Consider the following 24,981-nt stretch of genomic DNA (forward strand, 5'->3'; position numbering starts at 1 on the left):
ATAGTTGTGGTTGCCATCAAAGTTAGTGGGTTGTTTCTGGTAAATCAATATCAGTCGTAGGTTTGGCTTTCAATTGTGCATCAAGTTCTAGAATTTTTCACCAGTTTCATTTTACACCGGCAAAAGTATCTTTTTGATACTCAAATTTTATTTTAATATTTTTTATTTTAATATTTTGTTTTTGTTCTTTTTCAACTTCTGTTCATTTTGTATTTATTTGTAATTCGTTAAGTTTTTTAATAATATTAACTTGATTTTGATTTATATAACTTTGAATTCGTCCTTTATTATTCCATAATTCTTCTACAGGATTTATGGGTTTTATTCCTGATTGCTTCTCTATATCATTTAATAAAAATTGTAATTCTGTTTTTCACGCCGATGCAGGTTTATAAGGAGTTTCATTTTTTCATATTGTAAATTCTGCTTTTGTTAAGTTAATTTCAGACACTTGATTGTTTTGTCTTTTGTTTCTAATTAGTGATTGTGTTGTTATTTCGTCATTGTTAATGTTTTGGAGAATGGCAAAAATGTTATTAAAACCAATAATTAACACGGTAAATATTTTCATAAACATTTTTATCACTCCTCTTTAAAATATTTTATTTTTCATTGTTCTTTTTTCTTTAATTTTTTTAATAAGCCACTCAATGCTACAATTTATAATTACCGCTATTGTAATGCATATATCTAAATATCCTAGTATCATAAGTGAAATTAATGCTTCAAATTTTTCATATAATAATTTCAAATCATTAATTTCCAATTTTAAAAATGGAATGAAAAAGATAGTAATCATAAAAATGTAAAGTAAGATTCTCCATCAATATTTTTTTAAAGAACTAATTAATTTGTTTCATTTCATTTTTCAAGGCTCTTTTTGCTTTAATTTTCTGAATAATCAAGCGGATTAATTTTTCAAATTTAATTGCAAAATATATTGCTCCGCCTCATCAAAAAACAAATATTCCTGCTAGCATAATACCACTATTGAATTTGCCAAAGAAATCAACCATTTCTTTATTCATAAAATTATTAAATTCATCACTTGTTCCGGTTATTCATTTAGTATCCATTGCTTGCTGTTAATGCAAAAATTAATAAGCTTATAAAAATAAAAATGATACTTAATACTACTTTTAACCACTGCTTTTTAAAAGAATTTTTAATTTTTAATTTTAATGGCATTTTTTCTTTTGAATTATCTTTTTTAAATAATTTTGCTAAAAGTTTTTTCATTTTTATTCTCCTTTCGTGTTTAAAAATTTTTAATTTTTGGTTTTCAATTATTAAGTCTGATTTTTGATTAATATGAATAGTATTTCACTTTTCTAGTTCTAAAATTTCTTTATTTTTTTCCATTATTATGTATTTAAGAGTATTAACACTATTTTCTAATATGACATTAACAATTTTTAATTTGTCATTCTCTATTTATAATTCTTGTTTTTTAGTTCATTTTTCCATTTTTTACCTACCTTTAATTACAATAAATAAGGCAATAAGTACACAAGTAACACCAAGAATGATAAAAACGATTGGATGTTGCGAAAATGTCCGGGCCATTGGTTTAAATAGCTCTAAAATTGTTAAATTACTAGTAATAAACTTTTGGAAATTGGCAAGCCCTTCGCTAATATAATTCGTTAAAGTTTCAAAATGACTACCAGCCAATAATCCAAGAACAGTTATTAAGATAAAAATAATAATTAGTTTAAACATTTTTAGTTACCTTGTTTTGTTTTTATTGGTTTCATTTGTTTTTTAGCTTTTCCTCACGCACTTAAACGCCCCTTATTTTTAACCGCATATTGGCGTTGTTTTTCTAAATTAACTTGTTGACTACCAAATCCGAGAATAATTGCCATAAGAAATTCTACAGCCAGCGTTAAGAATAAAGGAAATATTAGTTGAATATTCGTTCCCGGCACTTCAAGACTTCAAATTAAATCAAAAACTTTATAAAGCATTTGGGCAAGAAAGTCGGCCATTTTTGCAAGATTTTCCATTTTTTATTGTTCCTTTTCTTTCATTTTTCTTAAAAATTTGCTAAATTTATCCATTTTTAAGTATTCCAAGTCTTCTAAATCAATTGCCGTGTCAGTATAATATTTATCTTCATAGTCAGGATTAATTTTTGAATTTAAGTAATCTCTTAAAAACGCTAGGTAAAAAGAATTGTAAGTGTTTAATATCGGTAAAGGAATTTTTAGTTTAAAAAAATAAATATCAAGTTCAGGAATATCGCGATATTTAATGCGACGACCCTTTTTACTATTTTTAGCATCAATTAAGGTGTTTCGTCAGCGTTCATATTCTTCAATGCTCGTAAACGTACCATAAATGACTTTTAAGTAGGGACGAAAAATATTAACGGGTTTTTTACGAATGCCCACAATCACATTATTGGCAATATCACGAACTTTAACTCAAATATGTTTATATCTTTGACCACTAGCGAGAACAATATGACCAAAATGGCGTGCCAGAGCGAAATATTCTTGAATACCGGTTTCTTCGTTTTTGGTATTATTTTTTTCCCAATCCGTTCCTTCTAAAAATAAATTGGTTTCATCTCATAACAGTAAGGTTTTGTCTGGTAATACCGGATAATCAAAGTCTAACAATCCCATATGTCCTAAACTTAATTTTTGGGTTTATAGTAATGGAAAGGTTGATGCGATGTGATATTTCTTCTTTTTTAATAATTTTGATGCGTATACTAGAAAAGCAGTTTTTCCAGTTCCTAATGAACCAATAACAATATTTAATGGTGAGTTTTTTAAGAAATTAATAACTTTGTTAATTTGTGTTAAATTACCGATTTTAAAAAGGAAAATTAAAATACAACCCGCTAAAAATAAATAGCTTACAATATTTTTAAAATAACCGTTGTAAATGTATCAAATTGCTCCCCAATGTCATAAAATTAAAAATGAGGTGCGATTCAATTCAATAAAATGGTTATTTTTTTCTATTACTCATTTGCAAAATTTCATCTTGCGCCTCACTTTATTTTTTTGTTAGCGTACCGCTCCAAGTAATTTTTCAAACATTTTAAAGCAAATAAAGAATATTGCCAAAATAAATGGAAAAATGAAGATTCAGTAGTCAGCAAAGAAGTTACCGACTTGTGGCATATTAACAGCAATAATATCTCACATTTTAGTAAACGCTGTCATAATTGCATTTCATAATTTAGTCATCGCATCACTAGCTGTTATTTTTTCTGCTGTTGCTGGTGCATCGGCCAAGAAAGTTCCAATCATATAATCACCTCCTTTCTCTTTAAAACATTCATCATTTATATTCAAAGTTTTTCTTAAATTTGTTAAAACCACGGTTAACCTTAACACTATTGTATTTTTTCCTAATTAATTTTGAATTTCTTTGGGAATGCATCACAATGTAACTTCTTGACATTACTTTTGCCTCTATCTAAATACTGATATTGTTTTTCAAAGTAACATTAGAATAAATCACACCATAATCGCTGTTAGGAGTCAAAAAGCAATGTTTGCTATTAAAAGCCAAAGTGGTGTTTCGGTTAAATCAATTTCTTTACCACCAGTAATGTGAGCCGGAATAGTTGTAATTTGAATAAATAAATCTCAGAAAGTTTGTTTAATTTGCTCTCAATTAAATTCTTTTAAATTTACCGTCATTTTTTATTTCCCAAAAATCATTTTTATTGGTAAATACATAATTGAAATTAATGCGAAAAGAAAAGTAATGATAATAATTAATCCGGCAATAAACGCAACTTGTGCAGGCATTTTTTCTATCGGAATAAACAGTTTTAAAAATTCCATAATAATTTCTCAAAAAATTATTTTTTATCCGCGTTATTTTCTTTTGAATTAGGAGCTTTAACTCATTCTTCAAAGCGAGCAATAAATACTTTTTCGTCTTTCGTGAAATTACCAGCATTATTTTTAATGGCATTTTTATATTTAATTCGCATTTTTATTTTGGCATAAATTTTATAAGCAAAATATGCTAATAACATTATGCAAATAATAGTAAATATTATTCCAATCGCAATATTCATTTTTAAACTCCTTTAAAATAGTTATAATTTGTATCTTTTTTATTGTTTTCTTTTTCGGCAATGAAAAAACCTAATAATTCTTGTCCCTTAATTAATTTGGTTTCTTTTTCTTTTTGATTAATCGAAATTACTTGATATTTACTATCTTTTATTATTCCAATGCAAATTGAATTTTCATATTTTCCTTTATAAACAAATCGTTTTGGAAACCAAATGCCGATTTGTTCATTAAATCATGGAATTTTTGGTGCTTTAATAAGCATTGCGTTTTGTGTTTTTTTTAAAAGATATTTCTTAGTATTTAAGAAAATGTTTTCAATGTTTTTCATAATAAATTACCTTTCTTATGAATAAACTAAGTTAGTTAACTAAGTTAACTAACTTAGTTTTTTAAACACTTATATATCGCAGATTTAAGTGTTTAACAGACTTTGTTATTAAATTTTGTTTTTTAATTAAATAAATATTTTAATAATTTTAAACTTAGTATCTCTCTATATAGAAATTTCTACACTTTAATGTCCGCATCCTGCCCTTGGAACTAATTTAATAGCGTGTATATTTTTAGGAAATCCACCCTATTCATTTTTTTATTGCAAAATGAAACAAATTGCTATAGCTAATAGGGTATTTATCTATTAATTGGTAAACCTTCTTTTGGGGGTTATGGCGACCGCCCACAATTTATCGTACTTTAATACATACCAACATTATTAATTCACTTGTATTTAATTTTCAAAGAACAAATTTTTAACATCTTATAAAATAAAAAGACAATCATTGCCGACTGTCTTAATACTTATTCAAATCTTTTCCCACCTAACAAAACTTTATGCGTCCAATTCTGTGTCTCAATAATTCATTCTGAATTATACTTAAACGAAGGAGAACAGAAAATGACAAAAAAAATAAAAAAAGAACCTGATGCAATTGATAAAGTTGTGAATTATTTTTTAGAAAATATTGATAATCCACAAGATTTATTTAAAGGCAATACTATTTTTCAGGAATTTACCAAAAAATTAACTGAACGAATGTTAAATACGAAAATTAAAGATTATCCTGAAACTAATGAGAATCATAATAAAAGAAATGGCAACACACAAAAAACCATTATTACTAAAAATGGTTCAATCGCAATTGATGTACCAAGAAATCAAAACAATACTTTTGAACCAGTAATTATTCCAAAAAGACAAAGAAAATTTGATAACTTTGATCAAAAAGTAATTTCTTTATATGCAAGAGGAATGACAATTTCTGATATCAAAGCACAATTGCAAGAATTCTATCACGGAGCAGAAATTTCAGAAAGTTTAATTAGTCAAATAACTGATGATGTTATTGAAGAAGTTAAAATGTGACAAACTAAACCTTTAGAGAAGATTTATCCGATTGTTTATTTTGATTGTATTGTTGTTAAAGTAAAACGAGATAAACGAATAATAAACAAAGCAGTATATCTTGCCTTAGGATAGGAATTAATTTAGATGGTTTAAAAGATATTTTAGGAATGTGAATTAGTGAAAATGAGGGAGTCAAGTTTTGACTTAATAATCTTACGGAAATGAAAAATCGCGGATTACAAGATATTCTTGTTGCTTGTAGTGATAATTTAACAGGAATGTCTGATGCAATAGAAGTTGTTTTTTCAAAAACACAACATCAATTATGTATTGTTCATCAAATTCGTTCCTTACAAAGACCGTAAACTGGTAGCTAATGATTTAAAATCAATTTATACAGCAATTAATGAAGATACAGCCTTACTTGCTTTAGACAATTTTGCTGAAAAGTGAGATAAAAAATACCCCCAAATTGCTAAATCATGAAAAAATAACTGAGATAATTTAATAATTTTTCTTGAATATCCTCAAGAATTTAGAATAATTATTTATACAACTAATGCAATAGAGTCTGTTAATAGTCAATTAAGAAAAGTCGTTAAAAATAAAAAGATTTTTCCTAATGATTTATCAGTTTTTAAAATATTTTATTTGGCATTTCAAAATATGACTAAAAAATGAACAATGCCAATTCAAAATTGGGGTAGTGCAATTTCACATTTAATGATAAAATTTGAGGACAGAGTGAATTTAAGTTAATTACTTAGAGACACAGTTAATTGTACAATCCCTAAAAATCATACATAATAAATATATACTTAATTTGGATATTGAAATAATTTATAGTAAATGATTATTTTTTCTTTTTTAAAAAATACCTAAGAAAACTAAACGCGACCGCGCTCATGAATTTTATAGTCTATTAGGCATAAAATGTTATAGTTATGTACCAAGTCTATTGCAAAAAGAAACAAATTGCTATAGCTAATAGGATGTTATCTATCAACTGATAAACTTCTTTTGGTTATGTATGGCGACCACCAACAATTTATCATTCTTTAATACATATCAACATTATTAATTCACTCGCATTTAATTTTCAAAGAACAAAATTTTAACACCTTATAAAATAAAAAGACAATCATTGCCGACTGTCTTAATACGTATTCAAATCTCCTCCTACCTAACAAAACTTTATGCGTCCAATAAAACTAGATTTCTAAAAGTCTAGTTTTTTGTTGTATAATTTATGAGAGTGAGGGAATAGTGATATTAAGTAGTGAAAAGATGCGAAGTGATAATAAGTTAAGAAGTATTTTTTTTGTTTTGTGACAAGCACTAATCCCTGGATTGATTATTTGATTACTTTTAGATCCGCAATTAAATTTATTAAAATTGAATTTTAAAGATAGTATTGCTTTTGGATATATGTTTTTAATTGGGGGGGGGATGCTACTATATTCTTTTATTACAACATTAGTTTGTTTTTTGTGTGGTTATCATCAACAAGAACAGTTTATTTATAGTATTATTGTAATGCTAGAATTTGTTGTTTTATATTTAACTAGTTTATGATTATTATCAGTTTTTTGACGCTTTATTATTGCAATCTCATTAGCTATTTTAGGAACTTTAGTAATGACAATTATTGTGATGACAATTACAAATTATTTTTATAAAGATTAATAACTAAATAAATAATAAGTCATTTGCTCAACCTTTTTGTAACTCTTCGTATTTATCATTTAATATTTTCTTGATAGATTGATAATGAAGTTTGTTCTCATAGAGAATTAACTCAATAGCATCAAATTAGGTTTTGATATTGAATTCATCATCAAATAGTTTTAACATCAATCAGTTATTGTTAAACTAAATTCGTGTAAAAAATGATTAATTAAATTGTTATTACGATAAATAGTTTCGCTAATAAAAGAAGCAATATCAGATAAAGGGTCGTTTTTCATTGCATATTCATAGTCAATAATATAAATTTGTTGTTTAGTAACTAAAATATTGCCAGGAACTAAGTCATTATGGCAAAGTTTTAATTCTCGGGGTTCATAGTTAGTAAAAAAATTAATTATTTTTTGTTCATCACTAGTTAAATTTTGTTGGTGTAACAAACCACAGACTTATGACAAGCACAAGAGGTTTTTTAAAAAGGGATGATAAATTATAAAATAATGCATAAAATTTTTAAAAATAATTTATAATGAAAGGCTGCGTTTAGTTTTCTTGGGTATTGCTTTGAAGAAATAAAACAATCAGCTAATTATATTATTTAATTACTAAACTAACCACACCTTTCTTGTTATCGTCATTTTTATTCGTTGCTGTTCTATCATATTATTGAATTTTTACACAATAAAAATTATTAATTATTATTAAATTTTGACTAAATATATATTAATTTTATATTTTTACTTACTAAATCTTGGATTGGCAACCCTTTTTAGGACAATTTTTATATAGACATTTGTTTTCTAAAAAAGTAACAACTGGAGATAAGTAATTTAAACCGCCATGTATTCTAATTCTAAGATTATTGTATCAATTAATGTAATCAAATAATTCAAGTTCTAATTGTGCAAGATCATTGAATTTTCTACCATTAATAAAATTCTGTTTTAAAAACTTTATAAGTTGCTTCAGCAACTGCATTATCATATGGACAACCCTTCGCACTCAATGATCTTTGAATTTTAAATGTAGATAATAATTGATCAATTATATTATTTTTAAACTCATTACCTCGGTCGGTATGAAATATTTCAATTTTTGATAATGGTCTAGTAATTCGCATAATAGCTTGATAAACCAACTCCGTATTTTTATTTGGCCCGGAACTATAACCAACAATCTCGCGATTATACAAATCAATTAGGAGACACACATAAAATCATTTAAAACCCACTTTATATAAGTTAAGTCACTAACGATAGTTTCATTTATTTTTCTATTATTAAAGTCTCGGTTTACAATGTTATTTACTGGATCATTATTTACTTGAATATTTTTGCATTTAAGTCTTGTTTTTGTGTACTTTGATATCAAATTATTGTTTTTTATAATATTTCTAATTTTGTGTCTAGATAGGTTAATACTTTTATGAGCTAATACTACTTTGATTTTTCGAGCTCCATAGACTTGGCGGCTTGCGTTAAATGCACTGATAATTTCTTGATTATAATTATTCACTATTTTCCTTGTGTATTTATTAATTTGATAATAGTAATTGGATTTTGAAATATTTAATAATTTACACATTTTTCTTATTGAATATTTTTTCTTATTGCTATTAACTATTGTTATTTTTTGGCCATTATCAGTGCGGCTTGCTTTAAAATGTCATTTTCCATTTTCAAGTCTTTAAGTTCTTTTCGTAAAATTATTATTTCATTTTCTTCTAGTGTGCGATTGTCTTTTGCTTTAAATGAACCAGAATTATTATAATTTTTAACTCAACTATAAATAGTTGGTTTTGGTAAATTATATTCTTTCCCTAAATTAATAATACTTTTGCCATTTTTGTATAGCATGACAATTTGTTTTTTAAATTCTTCATAGTATGAGGTTTTATTTTCCATTTTTATATTCCTTCTTTCTTAATAATTTCGAAGTCTATATAATTATGGTCCAACTTATTGTAGGCCTATCCATCTATTATATTTATTTGTTACAGCATGGACACATAATGTTTTGTTAGGTAGGTAAAGATTTAAATAATTTTGAAAGAAAAACAATCACAATTTAATTATCATTTTATTTGGAAAATAAATAATAAAAAAAATCTTTAATATCAACAAACATAATCTCAATAAAAGGGTTACAAAAACTAAGGAAAGCGCTTATAAAAACAACATTAAAATAAGTTTTTACAACAAAAATCATACATAAGAAATATATACTTAATTTGCATATTGAAATAATTTATAGTAAATGATTGGGACTGTACAATTAACTGTGTCTCTAAGTAATTAACTTAAATTCACTCTGTCCTCAAATTTTATCATTAAATGTGAAATTGCACTACCCCAATTTTGAATTGGCATCGTTCATTTCTTAACCATATTTTGAAATGCTAAATAAAATATTTTAAAAACTGATGCGTCATTAGGAAAAATCTTTTTATTTTTAACGACTTTTCTTAATTGACTATTAACAGACTCTATTGCATTAGTTGTATAAATAATTCTCCTAAATTCTTGAGGATATTCAAGAAAAATTATTAAATTATTTCAGTTATTTTTTCATGATTTAGTAATTTGGGGGTATTTTTTATCTCACTTTTCAGCAAAATTGTCTAAAGCAACCAACGATATTTCTTCATTAATTGCTGTATAAATTGATTTTAAATCATTAGCTACAAGTTTGCGATCTTTGTGAGGAACAAATTTTAAACTATTACGAATTTGATGAACAATGCATAATTGGTGCTGTGTTTTTAGAAAAACAGCTTCTATTGCATCAGACATCCCGGTTAAATTATCACTATAAGCAACAAGAATATCTTGTAAGCCACGATTTTTCATTTCCGTAAGGGGATTTGGTGTTAAGTCAAAATTTGGCTCCCCTCATTCTCGCTAATTCACATTCCTAAAATATCTTTTAAACCATCTAAATTAATTCCTAAGGCAAGATAAACTGCTTTATTTATTATTCGTTTATCTTGCTTTACTTTAACAACAATACAATCAAAATAAACAATCGGATAAATCTTCTCTAAAGGTTTAGTTTGTCACACTTTAACTTCTTCAATAACACATCATCAGTTATTTGATTAATTAAACTTTCTGAAATTTCTGCTCCGTGATAGAATTCTTGCAATTGTGCTTTGATATCAGAAATTGTCATTCCTCTTGCATATAAAGAAATTACTTTTTGATCAAAGTTATTAAATTTTCTTTGTCTTTTTGAAATAATTACTGGTTTAAAAGTACTATTTCGATCTCTTGGTACATCAATTATGATTGAACCATTTTTAAGTAATAATGGTTTTTTGTGTGTTGCCATTTCTTTTATTATGATTCTCATCAGTTTCAAGATGATCTTTAATTTCTGCATTTAACATTCGTTCAGTTAATTTTCTGGTAAATTCCTGAAAAATATTATTACTTTTAAATAAATCTTGTGGATTATCAATATTTTCTAAAAAATAATCCACAACTTTATCAATTGCATCAGGTTCTTTTTTTATTTTTTTTGTCATTTTCTGTTCTCCTTCGTTTAAGTATAATTCAGAATGAATTATCGAGACACAGAATTTTGGACAGGACCAAATGATTATTTTTTCTTTTTTTAAAAATACCTAAGAAAACTAAACGCGACCCCTAAAACTACAATTGGTGATATTGTTAAACAAACGATTATTGTTATTTTTAAACGGAATTTTCATTAATAGTCACCTACTTTATATTTAATTTAATATTATCATTAATTTGATAAACTTTTCTTAAATATTCAGCCGTATATGAATTTTTATTACTATTAATTACTTGCTCTGGCGTTCCTGTAACAATTACTTCGCCGCCATATCTCCCGCCATTAGGTCCTAAGTCAATAATGTAATCACCTAACTTAATAACATCTAAATTATGTTCAATAACAAGAACCGTATCACCATTATTAACAATGCGACTAAGAACTGATAATAATCTTTTAACATCATCAATATGTAATCCCGTTGTTGGTTCATCTAAAATAAATAATGTTTTTCTAGTTGCTCTTTTTTGTAAGTAAGTCGCTAATTTAACTCTTTGAGCTTCCCCCCCAGATAATTGGGTTGTTGGTTGTCCTAACTTAATATATCCCATACCAACATCAAGCAAGGTTTGTAATTTAACATTAATTTTCGGAATATTTGCAAAAAACTCCTGAGCTTCAACAACTGACATATTTAAAACATCATAAATATTTTTCCCTTTATATTTAACTTGTAAAGTTTCATCATTATAGCGCATCCCTTCACATATTTCACAAGTAACAAAAACATCTGGTAAAAAATGCATCGCAATTTTAATAATTCCTGCCCCCTGACAGCGTTCACATCTTCCGCCACGAACATTAAAAGAAAACCTTCCTTTAAGATAACCTTGAGTTTTAGCTAATGGTGATGCAGCAAATAAATCACGAATATCATCAAAAACTGAAGTATAAGTTGCCGGATTACTATGCGGCGTCCTTCCAATTGGTTCTTGCGAAACATTAACAACTTTATCAATGTTATCCATTCCCTTAATATTTTGATGTTTACCCGGACGATTAACCTTTTGTCCTAAATTTTGTAGCAAATTTTTATATAACACTTCATTTACTAAAGTTGATTTTCCACTGCCGGAAACCCCTGTAACAATAATAAGTTTTCCTAAAGGAATAGTAACATCAATATTTTTTAAATTATTTTCTCTTGCTCCAATAATAGTAATTTTCTTATTATTCCCACTTCGGCGCTTTTTTGGAATCGTAATCGTTTCTTGATGTGATAAATATCTCCCTGTAATTGACTTTTCACTAGCGATAATATCGGCTTTTGTTCCCACAGCAATAATTTCACCCCCAAATTTACCAGCTTTAGGACCAAAATCAACAAGTCAATCAGCTTGATGTATCATATCTTTATCATGTTCAACAACAATAACCGTATTTCCTAAATCTCGTAACGATTTTAAAGTTTTAATTAATCGGTCATTATCTTTTTGATGTAAACCAATTGAAGGTTCGTCTAATACATATAATACTCCTGTCAATTTTGAACCAATTTGCGTTGCTAAACGAATTCGTTGGGCTTCACCACCAGATAATGATTGAGCCGCTCTTGATAAATTTAAATATCTTAAACCAACATCATTTAAAAAGCTTAAACGATTAACTAATTCATTAATAACTAACTTAGCAATCTCTTGTTGTTGTTTTGATAATTTTAAACTAAGAATATAATCTAAACTTTCATCAATATCTAAATTAGTAAATTCATTAATATTTATTGTTCCTACCTTAACACATAATGCTTTGGGGTTTAATCGTGCCCCTTTACAAGACCAACAAGTTTTATCACTCATAAATTTCCGATAATATTCACGACGCATTTCATTAACAGTTTCAACAAAGCGTCGTTCAACAATACTAGCAACACCTTCAATATAGTCATAACTTTTATAAGTATTATTATTACTAGATACTAAAGTATAATTTAATTGTTTATCACTACCATACATTAAATAATTAATTTGTTCATCACTAAGATTTTTAATCGGTTGATCTAAGTCAATACCATATTCTTTACAAATAATTTTTAATTTCTGTCATTCTAAACTATCACCACCAATAAAATTTTTATAAAATTCAATTCCACCTTGATTAATTGAAAGATTACGATTAGGAAATAATAAATCTTCATCAACTTCCAAACGAATACCAATACCCTTACATTCAGAACACGCCCCCATTGGTGCATTAAAAGAAAATAAACGGGGTTCTAACTCCGGAATTATAAAACTACATTGGTTACAAGCGTGATTTTGCGAAAATAATAATTGCTCTTTACTATTAACAAGGACAACTTTTGACAATCCTTTACTATACTTTAATGATTTTTCTAAACTGTCATGAATATTAGATCAAACATTATCATTATCACTTAATTTAATGCGATCAACAACAATATCAATATTATGCCGTTTACTTTTATCTAATTGAATATCATCATCTAATGAATAAATGTGGTTATTAACCTTAACGCGTAAAAACCCTTCGTGTCGCAAAGTTAAAAACAACTCATAATGCGTTCCTTTTTTATCAATAACTACTGGCGACAAAATTTCAATGCGTTCTTCCATTGTTACTTGTTTTAATCTTTTAATCATTTCCTTAATTGTCATTGCTTTAATTAAACCATGACCATTAATACAATATGGTAGCCCCACACGAGCATATAATAATCGTAAATAATCATATATTTCTGTCACTGTTCCCACAGTACTACGAGGATTATTACTAGTAGTTTTTTGATCAATAGAAATCGCTGGTGATAGTCCTTCAATAGAATCAACATCAGGTTTTTCACTATTACCTAAAAATTGTCGGGCATACGTCGACAATGATTCCATATATCTTCTTTGTCCTTCAGCATAAATCGTATTAAAGGCTAATGATGACTTCCCGCTGCCAGAAACGCCAGTAAAAACAATTAACTTATTTTTAAGAATTGTTAAATCAACATTTTTTAAGTTATGCTCTCTAGCTCCTTTTACAATTATATATTTTGTTGCATCATCCATCAAATCACCTCCAATAATTAATTAGCATTTGCTAATTAATTTGATCATTATATTTTTCTTTTCAAGGCACTAATACTCTAAATAGTAACGGCAATGATATTATCATTAAAGGATACACAAAAATAAAAACATAAATTAAATTATATATTAATGCATAACCTCAAACACTAAAACCATCTCACGCATAATTACCAAAATATAATACCCCTGATAATACATTGCACATATATATAATAATACAAATAACTGTTATTATAAAGGAAATTTTAATGTTAGCATTAAGCCGATTTTTAAAATTAATATTCACTATTCCTATTAAAGAAGGCATAATCATAGGAATAAAATAATCTAGTAAATATTGTCAAGGATTAATAATTGCCCCTTGAGGAATAATAATTAATGAAACTAAAGCACTAATAACACCAGTTACAATTCCGTGTCAAAAACTAACAACGAAAGCAATTAAAAATACCGGTCAATACTTTAAACCAATACTGCCCCCCCCCATTGGTAATTTAGGAAAAAATATCATCAGATAATCTAAAATTAATGATAAACTAACAAAAAAAGCGATTAATACTAAATCAAATGTTTTTCAATGACAAATTTTAAAGCATCGTTTTTTAATCATTTTAAAATCAATATTAAATCTTATTGTCTTTTGGCAACTTAATAACCAAATTAATATTAAATTAGCAATTAAAAATAATAATAAAATCACAATAAATGCAATTTTAATAAATAAAATAATTTTATTATTAATTAATTGTGTATTCTTAACATTAGAAGAAAAAATGCTTAAAAATTTTTCTTCCGAACTTATTGTTATCAATATTATTACTCCGACAATCAAGAAACAAAAAATTACATTAATTAACATTAAAATTCAACGATAAATTTGATTAGTCTTATTTACTTCTTGCGCCATTTTAGTCTCCTTAATTATAGCAAGAAATCTAATATATTTTGAAATATACAAGACTTCCTCCGCTAGTATTACCTAGTTCAAGTTCCGAGACTCAGGCAAAATGCCGCCCCTGTCTTATATCAATTTAATGGTCGCGTTTAGCTTTCTTAATTATTGCTTTGAAGAAGTAAAAAAATCAGCTAATTATATTATTTAATTGCTAAACTAACCCCGCCCCCCTCGTTATTGTCATTTTTATTCATCATCTCATTCTATCATATTATTGAATTAATATTTTCATTAATATAATGTAACACATTTAATTTGTTTTAATATCTTTATTATTTAATTCATTTTTAGCAACATTACGAATGTTTTTCACTAATTCTTGATGATTTCCGTCTTTATATAATTTAATTCAACTATTTAGTGGAACGCATAAAGTTTTATTAGGTAGGAGGAAAAGGTTTAAATAATTTTTAATGACAAGCAACGACAATTTAATTATCATTTTATTTGGAAAATAAATAATAAATGGAATAACAACCCTTTTTAGGACACTTTTTATGTAGGCTGCCATTTTCTAAATTCAACGGGTGTTAAATAATTTAAGCTGCCGTGAATTCGAATATTGTTGTATCAATTAACAAAATCAAATAGTTCGCATTTTAATTGTGTTAAGTTTGTAAATTTTTTACCCTTAATAAATTCTGTTTTAAAGGTTTTGTAAGTTGTTTCAGCCACAGCATTATCATAAGGACAACCTTTATTGCTTAATGATCTTTTAATGTTAAAAGTTATTAAAATTTCATCAATGATTTTATTTTTGAACTCATTACCATGATTGGTATGAAATAAAGTTATTTGCTTTAATGATCGTGTTATCTTATGAAAAGCTGGGTCGTGTTTAGTTTTCTTAGATATTTTTAAAAAAAGAAAAAATAATTATTTACTATAAATTATTTCAACATGCAAATTAAGTATATATTTCTTATGTATGATTTTTGTTGTAAAAAATTATTTTAATGTTGTTTTTATAAACGTTTTTTTTAGTTTTTATAACCTTTTATTGAGATTATGTTTGTTGATATTAAATATTTTGTCTTATTATTTATTTTCTAAATAAAACGATAATTAAATTGTCGTTGCTTGTCATTAAAAATTATTTAAACCTTTTCCCGCCTAACAAAACTTTATGTGATCAAAAGCTTGTTGAACTAGTTCGGCGGTTTTGTTTAGCCCAGCATTATAGTCAATTACTTCGCGATTAAACAAGTCAATTAATAAGCAAATATAATGTCATTTCCCATCAACTTGCACATATGTTAAATCACTAACAACAACTTCATTAGGTTTTTTGTCATTAAATTCACGATTTAAAACATTACTAATTTGGGCATTATTAACTGTTATTTTGTGATTACGATATTTTAATTTGGTGTATTTGTATTCAGAAACCAAATTATTTTTGATCATAATGCATCTGATTTTTCGCCGCGATAAGATGATATCTTTTCTTATTAAAACAGTTTTAATTTTACGAGCCCCATAAATTTTGTGACTTTTTATTAAACGCGCTGATAACTTTTTTGTTCATAATTATTAACTTGCTTGTTAGTGCATTTATTAGTTTGATAAAAATGCGTTGATTTTGATAAATCCAAAATCTTACATATTTTCCTCAATGAATATTTGTTTTTGTTGTTATTAATTATTGTTATTTTTTGGCCATTATCAGTGCGGCTTGCTTTAAAATGTCATTTTTAATTCGTAATTGTTTTAATTCTTTTCGTAAGTAAATTAATTCATTTTCTTCATTACTTTGATTATCTTTTGCTTTAAAAGAACCAGAATTATCGAATGATTTTATTCAATTATAAATAGCAGATTTTGAAATACCCTATTCATTAATAATTTCAATAATACTTTTCCCGTTTTGATAAAGCATGACAATTTGTTTTTTAAATTCATCTGTATATGAATTTTTGCCCATTTTTATATTCCTACTTTCTTATATAATTTTATCTTATTTTAAAAGTCCACATAAATATGGTCCAACTTATTGTAGCCTATCCATACAATTTTAAGTATATTTAATAAATATCAAGAGTTTTCTACAAAATGAAAAAAAATAGTGCCTTTTTTCATTCAAGGTATCAAACGCGTTATCATAATTCTGATGAAAAATTTGAACGATTACAAAATAACTTAATAAATTATTTAAAAAAATATATTAATAATCCAGAAGAATGAGCTAAACAATAAGCATATATTTTATTAGAAAATATCATTATTTGTGCTTTTGCTAAAGACATTGGTACTAGTCAATGGGGGAGTTTGATGGTGATGATATCATTAATTATTTAGAAACAAAATAAATATATCGCTCTCAACGAATACAATGTTGCCGTTGTTCTCGCTGTCGGATATTTACCTAAAAATAAAGAATTACCAATAAAACCATAATCCCTAACTTATTAACAATTAGTTACTAAAATTGAATAAAACAAAAATGTCATTATTGTAAAGATAATGGCATTTTTTTAAAAAGATATTTATTTTAATTAAATTTATCTTTTATATTTAAAAAATATCTAATAATTTAAATTTTAATATTCTTCTTCATAAGCAATTTTTCCTCTAGCAATGATATCTTCAGAATCTAATAATCCTGTCCCCGCAGGAATTAAATTACCTAAAATAACATTTTCTTTTAATCCTTCTAAAGTATCGATTTTACCTTTAATAATTGCTTTCGTTAATACTCGTGTAGTATCTTGAAATGATGCTGCCGATAAGAAAGAATTAGATTCCAATGGTGCTTTTTTAATACCAAACATAATTGGAAATCCATAAGGCGGACGACGATCTTCTGATAATAACTTACCAACAATATCTTTAAATTCTTTAATCGTAACTGTTTCCCCGGCTAATAAGCCGCTATTGCCACCATCAATAATTTGAATTTTATTTAACATTTGTTTAACAATAATTTCAATATATTTATCAGAAATTTGAATTCCTTGCAAGCGATACACTTTTTGAACTTCTTTTAAAATATATTCTTGAACTTCTTTAATCCCGGCAATTTCTAATAAATATTTAACATTAATTGCTCCTTCAGTTAATTTTTGACCAGCTTTAACTAGTGAACCAACTTTAACACGAATATTAGAGTTATAAGGAGTTTTATATTTTCTTTCATTATGTTCAGATACAACAGTAATAATATTAATACCATTTTCTTCACTTATTTCTTGAACGGTACCATCAATTTCAGAAATAATTGCAACCGCCCCCTTAGGAATTGTATTATCTAATAATTCTTTAATTCTTGGTAATCCCTGAGTAATATCTAAACCACCAGCAACACCACCCGTATGAAAAGTACGCATTGTTAATTGTGTCCCTGGCTCACCAATTGATTGGGCTGCGACAATCCCAACAGTTTCACCAATATCAACAATTGCACCAGTTGCTAAATTAAGTCCATAACATTTTTTACATACCCCTTTAGAAGCATCACAAGTTAAAACTGAGCGAATTTCAAATTGCGTAATATTATTTTTTTCAATTTTATTGTTAATATCTTCAGTAATTAAAGTATTAGCAGGAACAATTTCCTTACCATTTTTGTTAATTATCGCTGACTTTGTAAATCGTCCAAAAGCACGATCTTGTAAGGGTACAATAATAATATAATTTTTAGTATCAACAATATCTTTAATTAAGAATCCTTTTTCTGTTTGACAATCTTCCATCACAATAATAATTTCTTGGGCAACATCTACTAATCTTCTTGTTAAATAACCAGAATCGGCTGTTTTTAAAGCCATATCAGCCATCCCTTTTCTTGCCCCATGCGTGGATATATAGAACTCAAGAACCGTTAATCCTTGTATAAAAGAAGAACGAATCGGTAATTCAATAACTTCTCCCTTGGGATTATTCATTAATCCTCGCATCCCTACTAACTGTGTAAAGTTAGAAAGATTACTCCGAGCACCCGAATCAGTCATAATCGTAATCGGATTATTAATATCTCGCCTTAACACTACTTCTAATTTCTTTTGAATTAAATCTTTAACATCTGATCATTTTTCAACAATTAATTTATGTTTTTCGCGTTCAGTTATCATTCCTAAACGATAAAATTCTTGAACTTGAGCAATATATTTATCAGCTTCAATAAAATTTTCTTTTTTACCATCATATGCTTGCATATCTTGTGCTGAAATCGTAATACCAGAAATTGTTGAAAATTTAAATCCTAAATTTTTCATATTATCTAACATTTCAGCAGTTTTTTGAGTTCCATATTTCTTAAAAAACTTAGTAATAATATTTGATAAACTACTTTTATTAAATGGAGAAATTGCTTCTCGTGATGCAACAAATTTTCGGATATCCTCAGTAATTAAAATAATATGACGGTCATCTAAATAATCAAGATTTTCTGCTGTTGGTTCATTAAAATAAGGAAAATCAACAGGAAAAATTTTATTAAAAATTAATTTTCCAACCGTTGTTATTAATACCTTATTTTTACTATCATTAACAGTAATCTTATCACCCATGGTATTAACAGGAATAGCAATTATCGCATGTAAATGTAATTGTTTATTATCATAAGCTAAAACAGCATCATCAAAATTTTGATAAATATTTCCTTCACCAATTTTACCTTTACTTTCAAAAGTTAAATAGTAATTTCCTAAAACCATATCCTGAGTTGGAGTTACAATTGGTTTTCCATCTTTAGGTCCTAAAATATTTTTTGAACCTAACATTAAATATCGCGCTTCAGCAACAGCTTCTGCTGTTATCGGCACATGAACTGCCATTTGGTCACCATCAAAATCAGCATTAAATGCCGGCGTTACCAATGGATGCAAACGAATTGCTTTCCCTTTTACTAACTTTGGTTCAAAAGCTTGAATTCCTAAACGATGAAGTGTTGGTGCTCGATTTAATAATATTGGACGATCTTTAATAACTACTTCCAAATAATCTCATACTCGTTCATCGCGTTGATCAATCATTTTTTCTGCCATTTTATAAGTTAAATTACTATTATTTTCTTTAGCCTCTCTTAATAATTCAGCAATAATAAATGGTTTAAAAATAACAATTGCCATATCGCGTGGTAAACCACACTGATACATTTTTAATTCTGGACCGACAGCAATAACACTTCTTCCAGAATAATCAACTCGTTTTCCTAATAAGTTTTGACGAAAACGACCTTGTTTTCCTTTTAAAATTGCTGTTAATGATTTTAAAGGTCTCTTATCTCTTCCTGTTACAGGACGCGCTTTACGATCATTATCAATTAAAGCATCAACCGCTTCTTGCAACATCCTTTTTTCATTATTAATAATAATTGAAGGGGCTCTCATTTGTTTAACGCGTTTTAATCGTTCATTTCTTATAATGATCTTACGATATAAATCATTCAATTCTGATGCTGTAAATCTACCTCCATCTAATTGAATAATTGGTCTAATATCTGGCGGCAACACCGGAATAGCATGTAAAATCATTCACTCAGGTTTATTTCCTGAGCGTAAAAAATCATTTAATGTTTTCAAAGAACGCATTAATTTTAATTTATCCATTTGCGATTTTTTACCTTGAATTTTTCTTTTAATTTTCTTAATTTCTTCTTTCAAATCTAAATTTTTAAGTAAATGTTCAATTGCCTCGGCACCAATACCAAATTTAGCATTAGTATATTTATTAATAAATTGAGCACATTCATCCATTGAAAAAGAAATATTAGTATTTTTTAAATCTTCAATCATTCCTTGTGCTCTTTCAAAAGAAATTGATTCCACAGTTAAATTTTTTTTAATATTTTCTAAAGTTTTAATTAATCGTTCACGAGTTTCTTGTGAAGTTTTAGCATTACCTAAATCTAAAACCATTTTATCTCTTAAATTTTTAGCATCACCAGCATCTAAAACAATATAAGAAACAAAATAAATCACTTCCTCTAAATCTTTAGTACGCATATTTAATGCCAAAGCAATTTGTGAAGGTGATGCTTTTAACATTCAAATATGTGATACCGGATCTTCTAATTCAATATGTCCCATTCTTTTTCTTCTAACAATTGACTCTGTTAATTGAACTCCACAGCGTTCACAAATTTTACCATGATTATTTTCTTTTTTATATTTTCCACATTCACATTCATAGTTTTTAATTGGTCCAAAAATTCGTTGATCAAAAAGACCATCTTTTTCTGGTTTTAACGATTTATAATTAATAGTTTCTGGTTTTGTTACTTCACCATACGATCAAGAACGAATATCTTCTGGAGAAGCTAAACTAATTTTAATTTCTTTAAAATTTTTGTGATCATTAAACATTTATCATTTCTTCCTCTCTAGAATTTGTTTTCTTAATCTTCTTCATAATTTAACATCTTATGTTCTTTACCATCTTTAGTTTTTAAAACAACATTGATTGATAAACCTTGTAATTCTCTAATTAAAACATTAAATGACTCAGGAATTCCTGACAATGGTAATTTTTCACCCTTAGCAATTTTAGTATATAACTTTGTTCTTCCAATAATATCATCAGATTTAATTGTTAATATTTCTCTTAAAGTATGAGCCGCCCCATAAGCTTCCAAAGCTCATACTTCCATTTCTCCAAATCTTTGACCACCATTTTGTGCTTTTCCACCTAATGGTTGTTGAGTTATTAAAGAATATGGCCCAACATTACGAGCATGAATTTTATCTTCCACCATATGTGATAGTTTTAACATATACATTACACCAACAGATATTTTATTACCGAATGTTTCACCTGTTTGACCATCAATTAAAGTTTCTTTTCCAAAATTATCCATCTTGGCTTCTGTCATAATGGCAATTAATTCCTCATTACTTACACCTTCAAAAACTGGGGTAGCTACTTTTAACCCTAACTTTTTAGCAGCCATTCCCAAATGTAATTCTAGTACTTGACCAATATTCATTCGCGAAGGAACTCCTAAAGGATTTAACATAATATCTACCGGTGTGCCATCAACAAGATGAGGCATATCTTCAATCGGTAAAACTTTAGAAATAACACCCTTATTGCCGTGTCTTCCGGCCATTTTATCACCTTCTTGAATTTTTCGTTTTTGAACAACATATATTTTAACAATTTCTAATACCGAAACTGGTAAATCATGTCCATCTTTACGAGAAAATCTTTTCACAGCTTGAATAATTCCCGCACCACCATTCGGAACAATTAAAGAATTATCTTTAACATTACGAGACTTTTCACCAAAAATAGCTTGTAATAATTTATCTTCTGCCGACAATTGGGTTTGTCCTTTAGGCGTTACTTTTCCAACAAGAATGTCTCCTTCTTTAACTTCAGCACCAACCATTACAATTCCATCAACATCTAAATAACGACGCATACTATCTGGAATATTGGGAATTTCACGAGTTATTTCTTCTTCACCTTGTTTTGTTTGTCGGCGTTCAATAGTATATTCTTCAATATGAATTGATGTAAAGACATCATCATATACTAATCTTTCACTAATAATAATCGCATCTTCATAGTTATAACCATTTCAAGTTGTAAATGCCACCATAACATTTTGACCTAACGCTAATTCACCTTTTTCCATTGAAGCACCATCAGCTAAAATTTGACCTTTGCTAACAGTGTCACCGGGTTTTATCAATGGTGAATGAATTAAAACCGTACCACTATTACTACGATCAAAACTATTTAATTCATAAACTTTAGCTCGGTCCTTGTGCTTAACAGTAATTTTTTTACTATCAACATAATCAACAATTCCATCGCCTAAAGAAATAATTGCTAATCCTGAATCTCTAGCAGCAGCATGCTCCACACCAGTACCTACTAACGGTGATTGTGGTTTAATTAAAGGGATTGCTTGGCGTTGCATATTAGCACCCATTAAAGCACGGTTAGCATCATCATTTTCTAAAAAAGGAATACAAGATGTCGCAATGGAAACAATTTGTCGTGGCGAAACATCAATATAATCAACTTCATTGTTAGGAGCAATAATATTTTCACCACTAAAACGAGCAGCAACTTGCTTTTCAATAATCTTTCCTTGATTATCAATTGCAATATTTGCTTGACTAATAACATAATTTTTTTCTTGATCAGCAGTTAAATAATGATTAACTTCAGATACAATACCATTATTTACTTTCCGATATGGAGTTTCAATAAAACCATATTTATTAATATGAGCATAAGTTGATAAATTATTAATTAAACCAATATTTGGTCCTTCAGGAGTTTCAATCGGACAAATTCTGCCGTAATGCGAGTAATGCACATCGCGAACTTCTAAACCGGCTCGTTCACGAGATAATCCCCCCGGACCTAAAGCAGTAATTCTCCTTTTATTAGTTAACTCTGATAACGGATTAGTTTGATCCATAAACTGTGATAACTGTGATAAGTTAAAAAACTCACCAATAACGGCTGTTAGCGGTTTATTATTAATAATATTTGATGGCTTAATAACAGAACTATCAGCTGTTGACATCTTTTCTTTAACATTTTTTTCAATTCTTGCCATCCCAATCCGAAATTGATTTTGTAATAACTCACCAACCGTTCGCACACGACGATTACCTAAATGATCAATATCATCAATATTTCCCAAACCTTTAGTAATATTTAATAAATATGAAAAAGAAGCAATAATATCTGGAATCGTAATATATTCCATTTTATTAATCGGATCAACACCCAAAATCGCAATACTATCATCAGGATTAATCATTTCATTATTAGCATAAACTAAAACTCTTTGAATTTTATTATGACTTTTAATATCAGGATGAAAAATAATTTCTTGCAACATTGCCCCTGCATTTAAAATCGTATGCAACAATTCTAAATCTCTTTTAGTAATTAAATATCCCTTTTTAAAAACAATATTACCTTTAATATCTTTAATATCTTCAGCCAAAATCCGATTTAATAACCGATCAACAATTGACAACTTTTGAATCAATTTAAATCTGCCGGCTTTAGTTAAATCATATTTTCTTTTATCAAATAATAATCCAAAAAGAAACTTACTAGCACCATCAACAGTAGCCGTTTCACCTGATCTAATTTTTTTATAAATTTCTTGAACCGCAAATTCTCAACTGCCTTTTTCTAAACCACTAATATAATCACTTTCATAAGTATCAACTAATAACTGATCATCATTATACAATGATAATAAATCATCTTTTTTTAAGCCTAATGCTGTAAATAAAACAGTAGCATTAGTTTTTCGTGATTTATCAATTTTTACTTGAAAAATATGTTTACATAAATTATTTTGTTTAGTTTTAACTTTTTTAATATGACTTTCAAACTCTAATCATGTCCCGCGCGAAGGGATAACATCATTAAAATAAATAATTTTTCCTGTTTTAGAATCAATATTCTTTTTGTAATAACTTCCTGGCGATCTTACTAATTGAGAAACAACAACCTTTTCACTACCATTAATAATGAAAGTCCCTTTATTGGTCATTAACGGAAAATCACCTAAAAAAACTTCACCAGCTCTTCAAAGGGTATAATCAACTAACATTTCTTCTTTATCTTGCTTTTTAATAATAATTTCAACAGCAATTTTATCTTCAAAGTTAATATCTTCAAAATAAAAAACATTATCATCTTGTTTTGATAATACTGGATTTTTAAATCCAAATTCTTCTTTTACTCATAATAACATTGCTTGATCTGGCGTTTTAGCAATTTGACTATTAATTCTTTCATCATCTTTAATAACAGTTAATTTCAACTTAGCATAAATTGGTACTTCATAAATCTTTGATTCTTCTTGTGCTTTTTTTAAGTTGCGTCGTGGTTTTTTTATTTCTCAACTTAATAATGATAATGTTGTTTTTCCTTCAGAGTCAGTTATTGGGAATATTTCATCAAAAACCTCTTGAATGCCATCTTTCATAAATCATTGATAATTATCAGTTTGCACTTCAATCAAATTGGGTAATTCTAATTTCCCTGAAACCTTGGAATAATCTCTTCTTTGAACATAATCTCCAAAATGTTTCATCTTAAATGCCATTAACAAACCCCCTTTGTTTTTCATAACTAAAACTATGTAATTTTATACTAATTATACTGTTAAATCAATACATACTTTTGATAAGTTTGTAGAAACCATATACATATGACAAGATTTTGGTTTTTACAAACTTGCTGTTAATTAATAAATAAATATGAGCTCATTTATTTATTACAAGAAATATAAGGTTAAATTAATATTTATTATTTTTAGTTATGCCTTGTATTTTTTTGTACCTTGATAATAATAAACTAAGTTAATTAGTAAACGAAGTTTACTAACAAATTTTGTTAAAC

General features: G+C 27.3%; 20 protein-coding genes and 5 pseudogenes. 3 read left to right on the forward strand and 22 right to left on the reverse strand.

Translation table 4 applies throughout. From position 1 onward, the window contains the following. Positions 1 to 22 precede the first annotated feature (22 nt). From AACK93_RS03950 to AACK93_RS04005, 12 genes are all read right to left on the reverse strand, one after another. Positions 23 to 577: a hypothetical protein gene (locus tag AACK93_RS03950; RefSeq protein WP_339025418.1), complete on the reverse strand. Its 555-nt coding sequence runs from the start codon at positions 575 to 577 to the stop codon at positions 23 to 25. A 265-nt stretch (positions 578 to 842) separates the two neighbouring features. Then, positions 843 to 1,076: a hypothetical protein gene (locus AACK93_RS03955; RefSeq protein ID WP_339025394.1), complete on the reverse strand. Its 234-nt coding sequence runs from the start codon at positions 1,074 to 1,076 to the stop codon at positions 843 to 845. Beyond that, entirely contained in the window at positions 1,066 to 1,362 is a 297-nt protein-coding gene (locus AACK93_RS03960; protein ID WP_339025395.1) for a hypothetical protein, read from the reverse strand. Before AACK93_RS03960 ends, AACK93_RS03955 begins: the two co-directional genes overlap by 11 nt. Before the next feature lie 108 nt (positions 1,363 to 1,470). Then, complete coding sequence (locus AACK93_RS03965; RefSeq protein WP_339025397.1) at positions 1,471 to 1,722, reverse strand: hypothetical protein; 252 nt, start codon at positions 1,720 to 1,722, stop codon at positions 1,471 to 1,473. Positions 1,723 to 1,724: 2 nt separating this feature from the next. Continuing rightward, positions 1,725 to 2,009, reverse strand: coding sequence for a hypothetical protein (locus tag AACK93_RS03970; protein ID WP_339025419.1), 285 nt, complete (start codon positions 2,007 to 2,009; stop codon positions 1,725 to 1,727). Positions 2,010 to 2,012: 3 nt separating this feature from the next. Then, positions 2,013 to 2,633 (reverse strand): hypothetical protein, encoded by a 621-nt coding sequence (locus AACK93_RS03975; protein ID WP_339025421.1) that lies wholly within the window; start codon positions 2,631 to 2,633, stop codon positions 2,013 to 2,015. A gap of 24 nt (positions 2,634 to 2,657) precedes the next feature. Continuing rightward, positions 2,658 to 2,999, reverse strand: a complete 342-nt coding sequence (locus AACK93_RS03980; protein ID WP_339025422.1) for a hypothetical protein — start codon at positions 2,997 to 2,999, stop codon at positions 2,658 to 2,660. A 24-nt stretch (positions 3,000 to 3,023) separates the two neighbouring features. After that, the gene (locus tag AACK93_RS03985; protein WP_339025423.1) at positions 3,024 to 3,356 is read right to left on the reverse strand and encodes a hypothetical protein; all 333 of its coding nucleotides are present in this window, start codon (positions 3,354 to 3,356) and stop codon (positions 3,024 to 3,026) included. Between the two features lie 78 nt (positions 3,357 to 3,434). Further along, entirely contained in the window at positions 3,435 to 3,665 is a 231-nt protein-coding gene (locus tag AACK93_RS03990; RefSeq protein WP_339024861.1) for a hypothetical protein, read from the reverse strand. 3 nt (positions 3,666 to 3,668) lie between these two features. Then, positions 3,669 to 3,812 carry a hypothetical protein gene (locus AACK93_RS03995; RefSeq protein WP_339025424.1) on the reverse strand — a complete coding sequence of 48 codons (144 nt, stop codon included), beginning with the start codon at positions 3,810 to 3,812 and terminating at the stop codon, positions 3,669 to 3,671. A gap of 17 nt (positions 3,813 to 3,829) precedes the next feature. Further along, a complete protein-coding gene (locus tag AACK93_RS04000; RefSeq protein WP_339025425.1) occupies positions 3,830 to 4,051 on the reverse strand; it encodes a hypothetical protein in 222 nt (73 codons plus the stop codon). Between the two features lie 2 nt (positions 4,052 to 4,053). Further along, positions 4,054 to 4,380, reverse strand: coding sequence for a hypothetical protein (locus tag AACK93_RS04005; RefSeq protein ID WP_339025426.1), 327 nt, complete (start codon positions 4,378 to 4,380; stop codon positions 4,054 to 4,056). A gap of 567 nt (positions 4,381 to 4,947) precedes the next feature. Here AACK93_RS04005 and AACK93_RS04010 point away from each other — a divergent pair. Continuing rightward, positions 4,948 to 6,156, forward strand: a pseudogene (locus tag AACK93_RS04010) (IS256 family transposase). Between the two features lie 507 nt (positions 6,157 to 6,663). Then, complete coding sequence (locus AACK93_RS04015) at positions 6,664 to 7,083, forward strand: DxFTY motif-containing membrane protein (protein WP_339025427.1); 420 nt, start codon at positions 6,664 to 6,666, stop codon at positions 7,081 to 7,083. A gap of 161 nt (positions 7,084 to 7,244) precedes the next feature. Here AACK93_RS04015 and AACK93_RS04020 read toward each other — a convergent pair whose 3' ends face one another. The 8 genes and pseudogenes from AACK93_RS04020 to AACK93_RS04055 form a co-directional block, all read right to left on the reverse strand. Then, positions 7,245 to 7,523, reverse strand: a complete 279-nt coding sequence (locus AACK93_RS04020) for a phosphotransferase (protein ID WP_339025428.1) — start codon at positions 7,521 to 7,523, stop codon at positions 7,245 to 7,247. A 304-nt stretch (positions 7,524 to 7,827) separates the two neighbouring features. Next, positions 7,828 to 8,987, reverse strand: a pseudogene (locus AACK93_RS04025) (IS3 family transposase). A 390-nt stretch (positions 8,988 to 9,377) separates the two neighbouring features. Next, positions 9,378 to 10,609, reverse strand: a pseudogene (locus AACK93_RS04030) (IS256 family transposase). Positions 10,610 to 10,805: 196 nt separating this feature from the next. Then, entirely contained in the window at positions 10,806 to 13,676 is a 2,871-nt protein-coding gene (gene uvrA, locus AACK93_RS04035; protein WP_339025430.1) for an excinuclease ABC subunit UvrA, read from the reverse strand. 31 nt (positions 13,677 to 13,707) lie between these two features. Further along, complete coding sequence (locus AACK93_RS04040) at positions 13,708 to 14,604, reverse strand: energy-coupled thiamine transporter ThiT (protein WP_339023797.1); 897 nt, start codon at positions 14,602 to 14,604, stop codon at positions 13,708 to 13,710. Between the two features lie 298 nt (positions 14,605 to 14,902). Further along, positions 14,903 to 15,076 carry a hypothetical protein gene (locus AACK93_RS04045; protein ID WP_339023799.1) on the reverse strand — a complete coding sequence of 58 codons (174 nt, stop codon included), beginning with the start codon at positions 15,074 to 15,076 and terminating at the stop codon, positions 14,903 to 14,905. A gap of 71 nt (positions 15,077 to 15,147) precedes the next feature. Then, a pseudogene (locus AACK93_RS04050) lies at positions 15,148 to 15,480 on the reverse strand (IS3 family transposase); the annotation flags it as partial. 285 nt (positions 15,481 to 15,765) lie between these two features. Next, positions 15,766 to 16,059, reverse strand: a complete 294-nt coding sequence (locus AACK93_RS04055; protein ID WP_339023801.1) for a DDE-type integrase/transposase/recombinase — start codon at positions 16,057 to 16,059, stop codon at positions 15,766 to 15,768. Between the two features lie 645 nt (positions 16,060 to 16,704). On the opposite strand from AACK93_RS04055, the gene AACK93_RS04065 reads away from it, so the two are divergent. Beyond that, entirely contained in the window at positions 16,705 to 16,848 is a 144-nt protein-coding gene (locus AACK93_RS04065) for a hypothetical protein (RefSeq protein ID WP_339023805.1), read from the forward strand. A gap of 344 nt (positions 16,849 to 17,192) precedes the next feature. Here AACK93_RS04065 and rpoC read toward each other — a convergent pair whose 3' ends face one another. Then, on the reverse strand, positions 17,193 to 20,957 hold the full coding sequence (gene rpoC / locus AACK93_RS04070) for a DNA-directed RNA polymerase subunit beta' (protein WP_339023807.1): 3,765 nt from the start codon (positions 20,955 to 20,957) through the stop codon (positions 17,193 to 17,195). Positions 20,958 to 20,995: 38 nt separating this feature from the next. After that, positions 20,996 to 24,685 (reverse strand): annotated as a pseudogene (locus AACK93_RS04075) (DNA-directed RNA polymerase subunit beta); the annotation flags it as partial. Between the last annotated feature and the right edge of the window lie 296 nt (positions 24,686 to 24,981).

Origin of the sequence: Spiroplasma endosymbiont of Agriotes lineatus (assembly GCF_964019485.1) — a bacterium.
In the GTDB taxonomy this organism is placed as follows: domain Bacteria; phylum Bacillota_I; class Bacilli_A; order Mycoplasmatales; family Nriv7; genus Nriv7.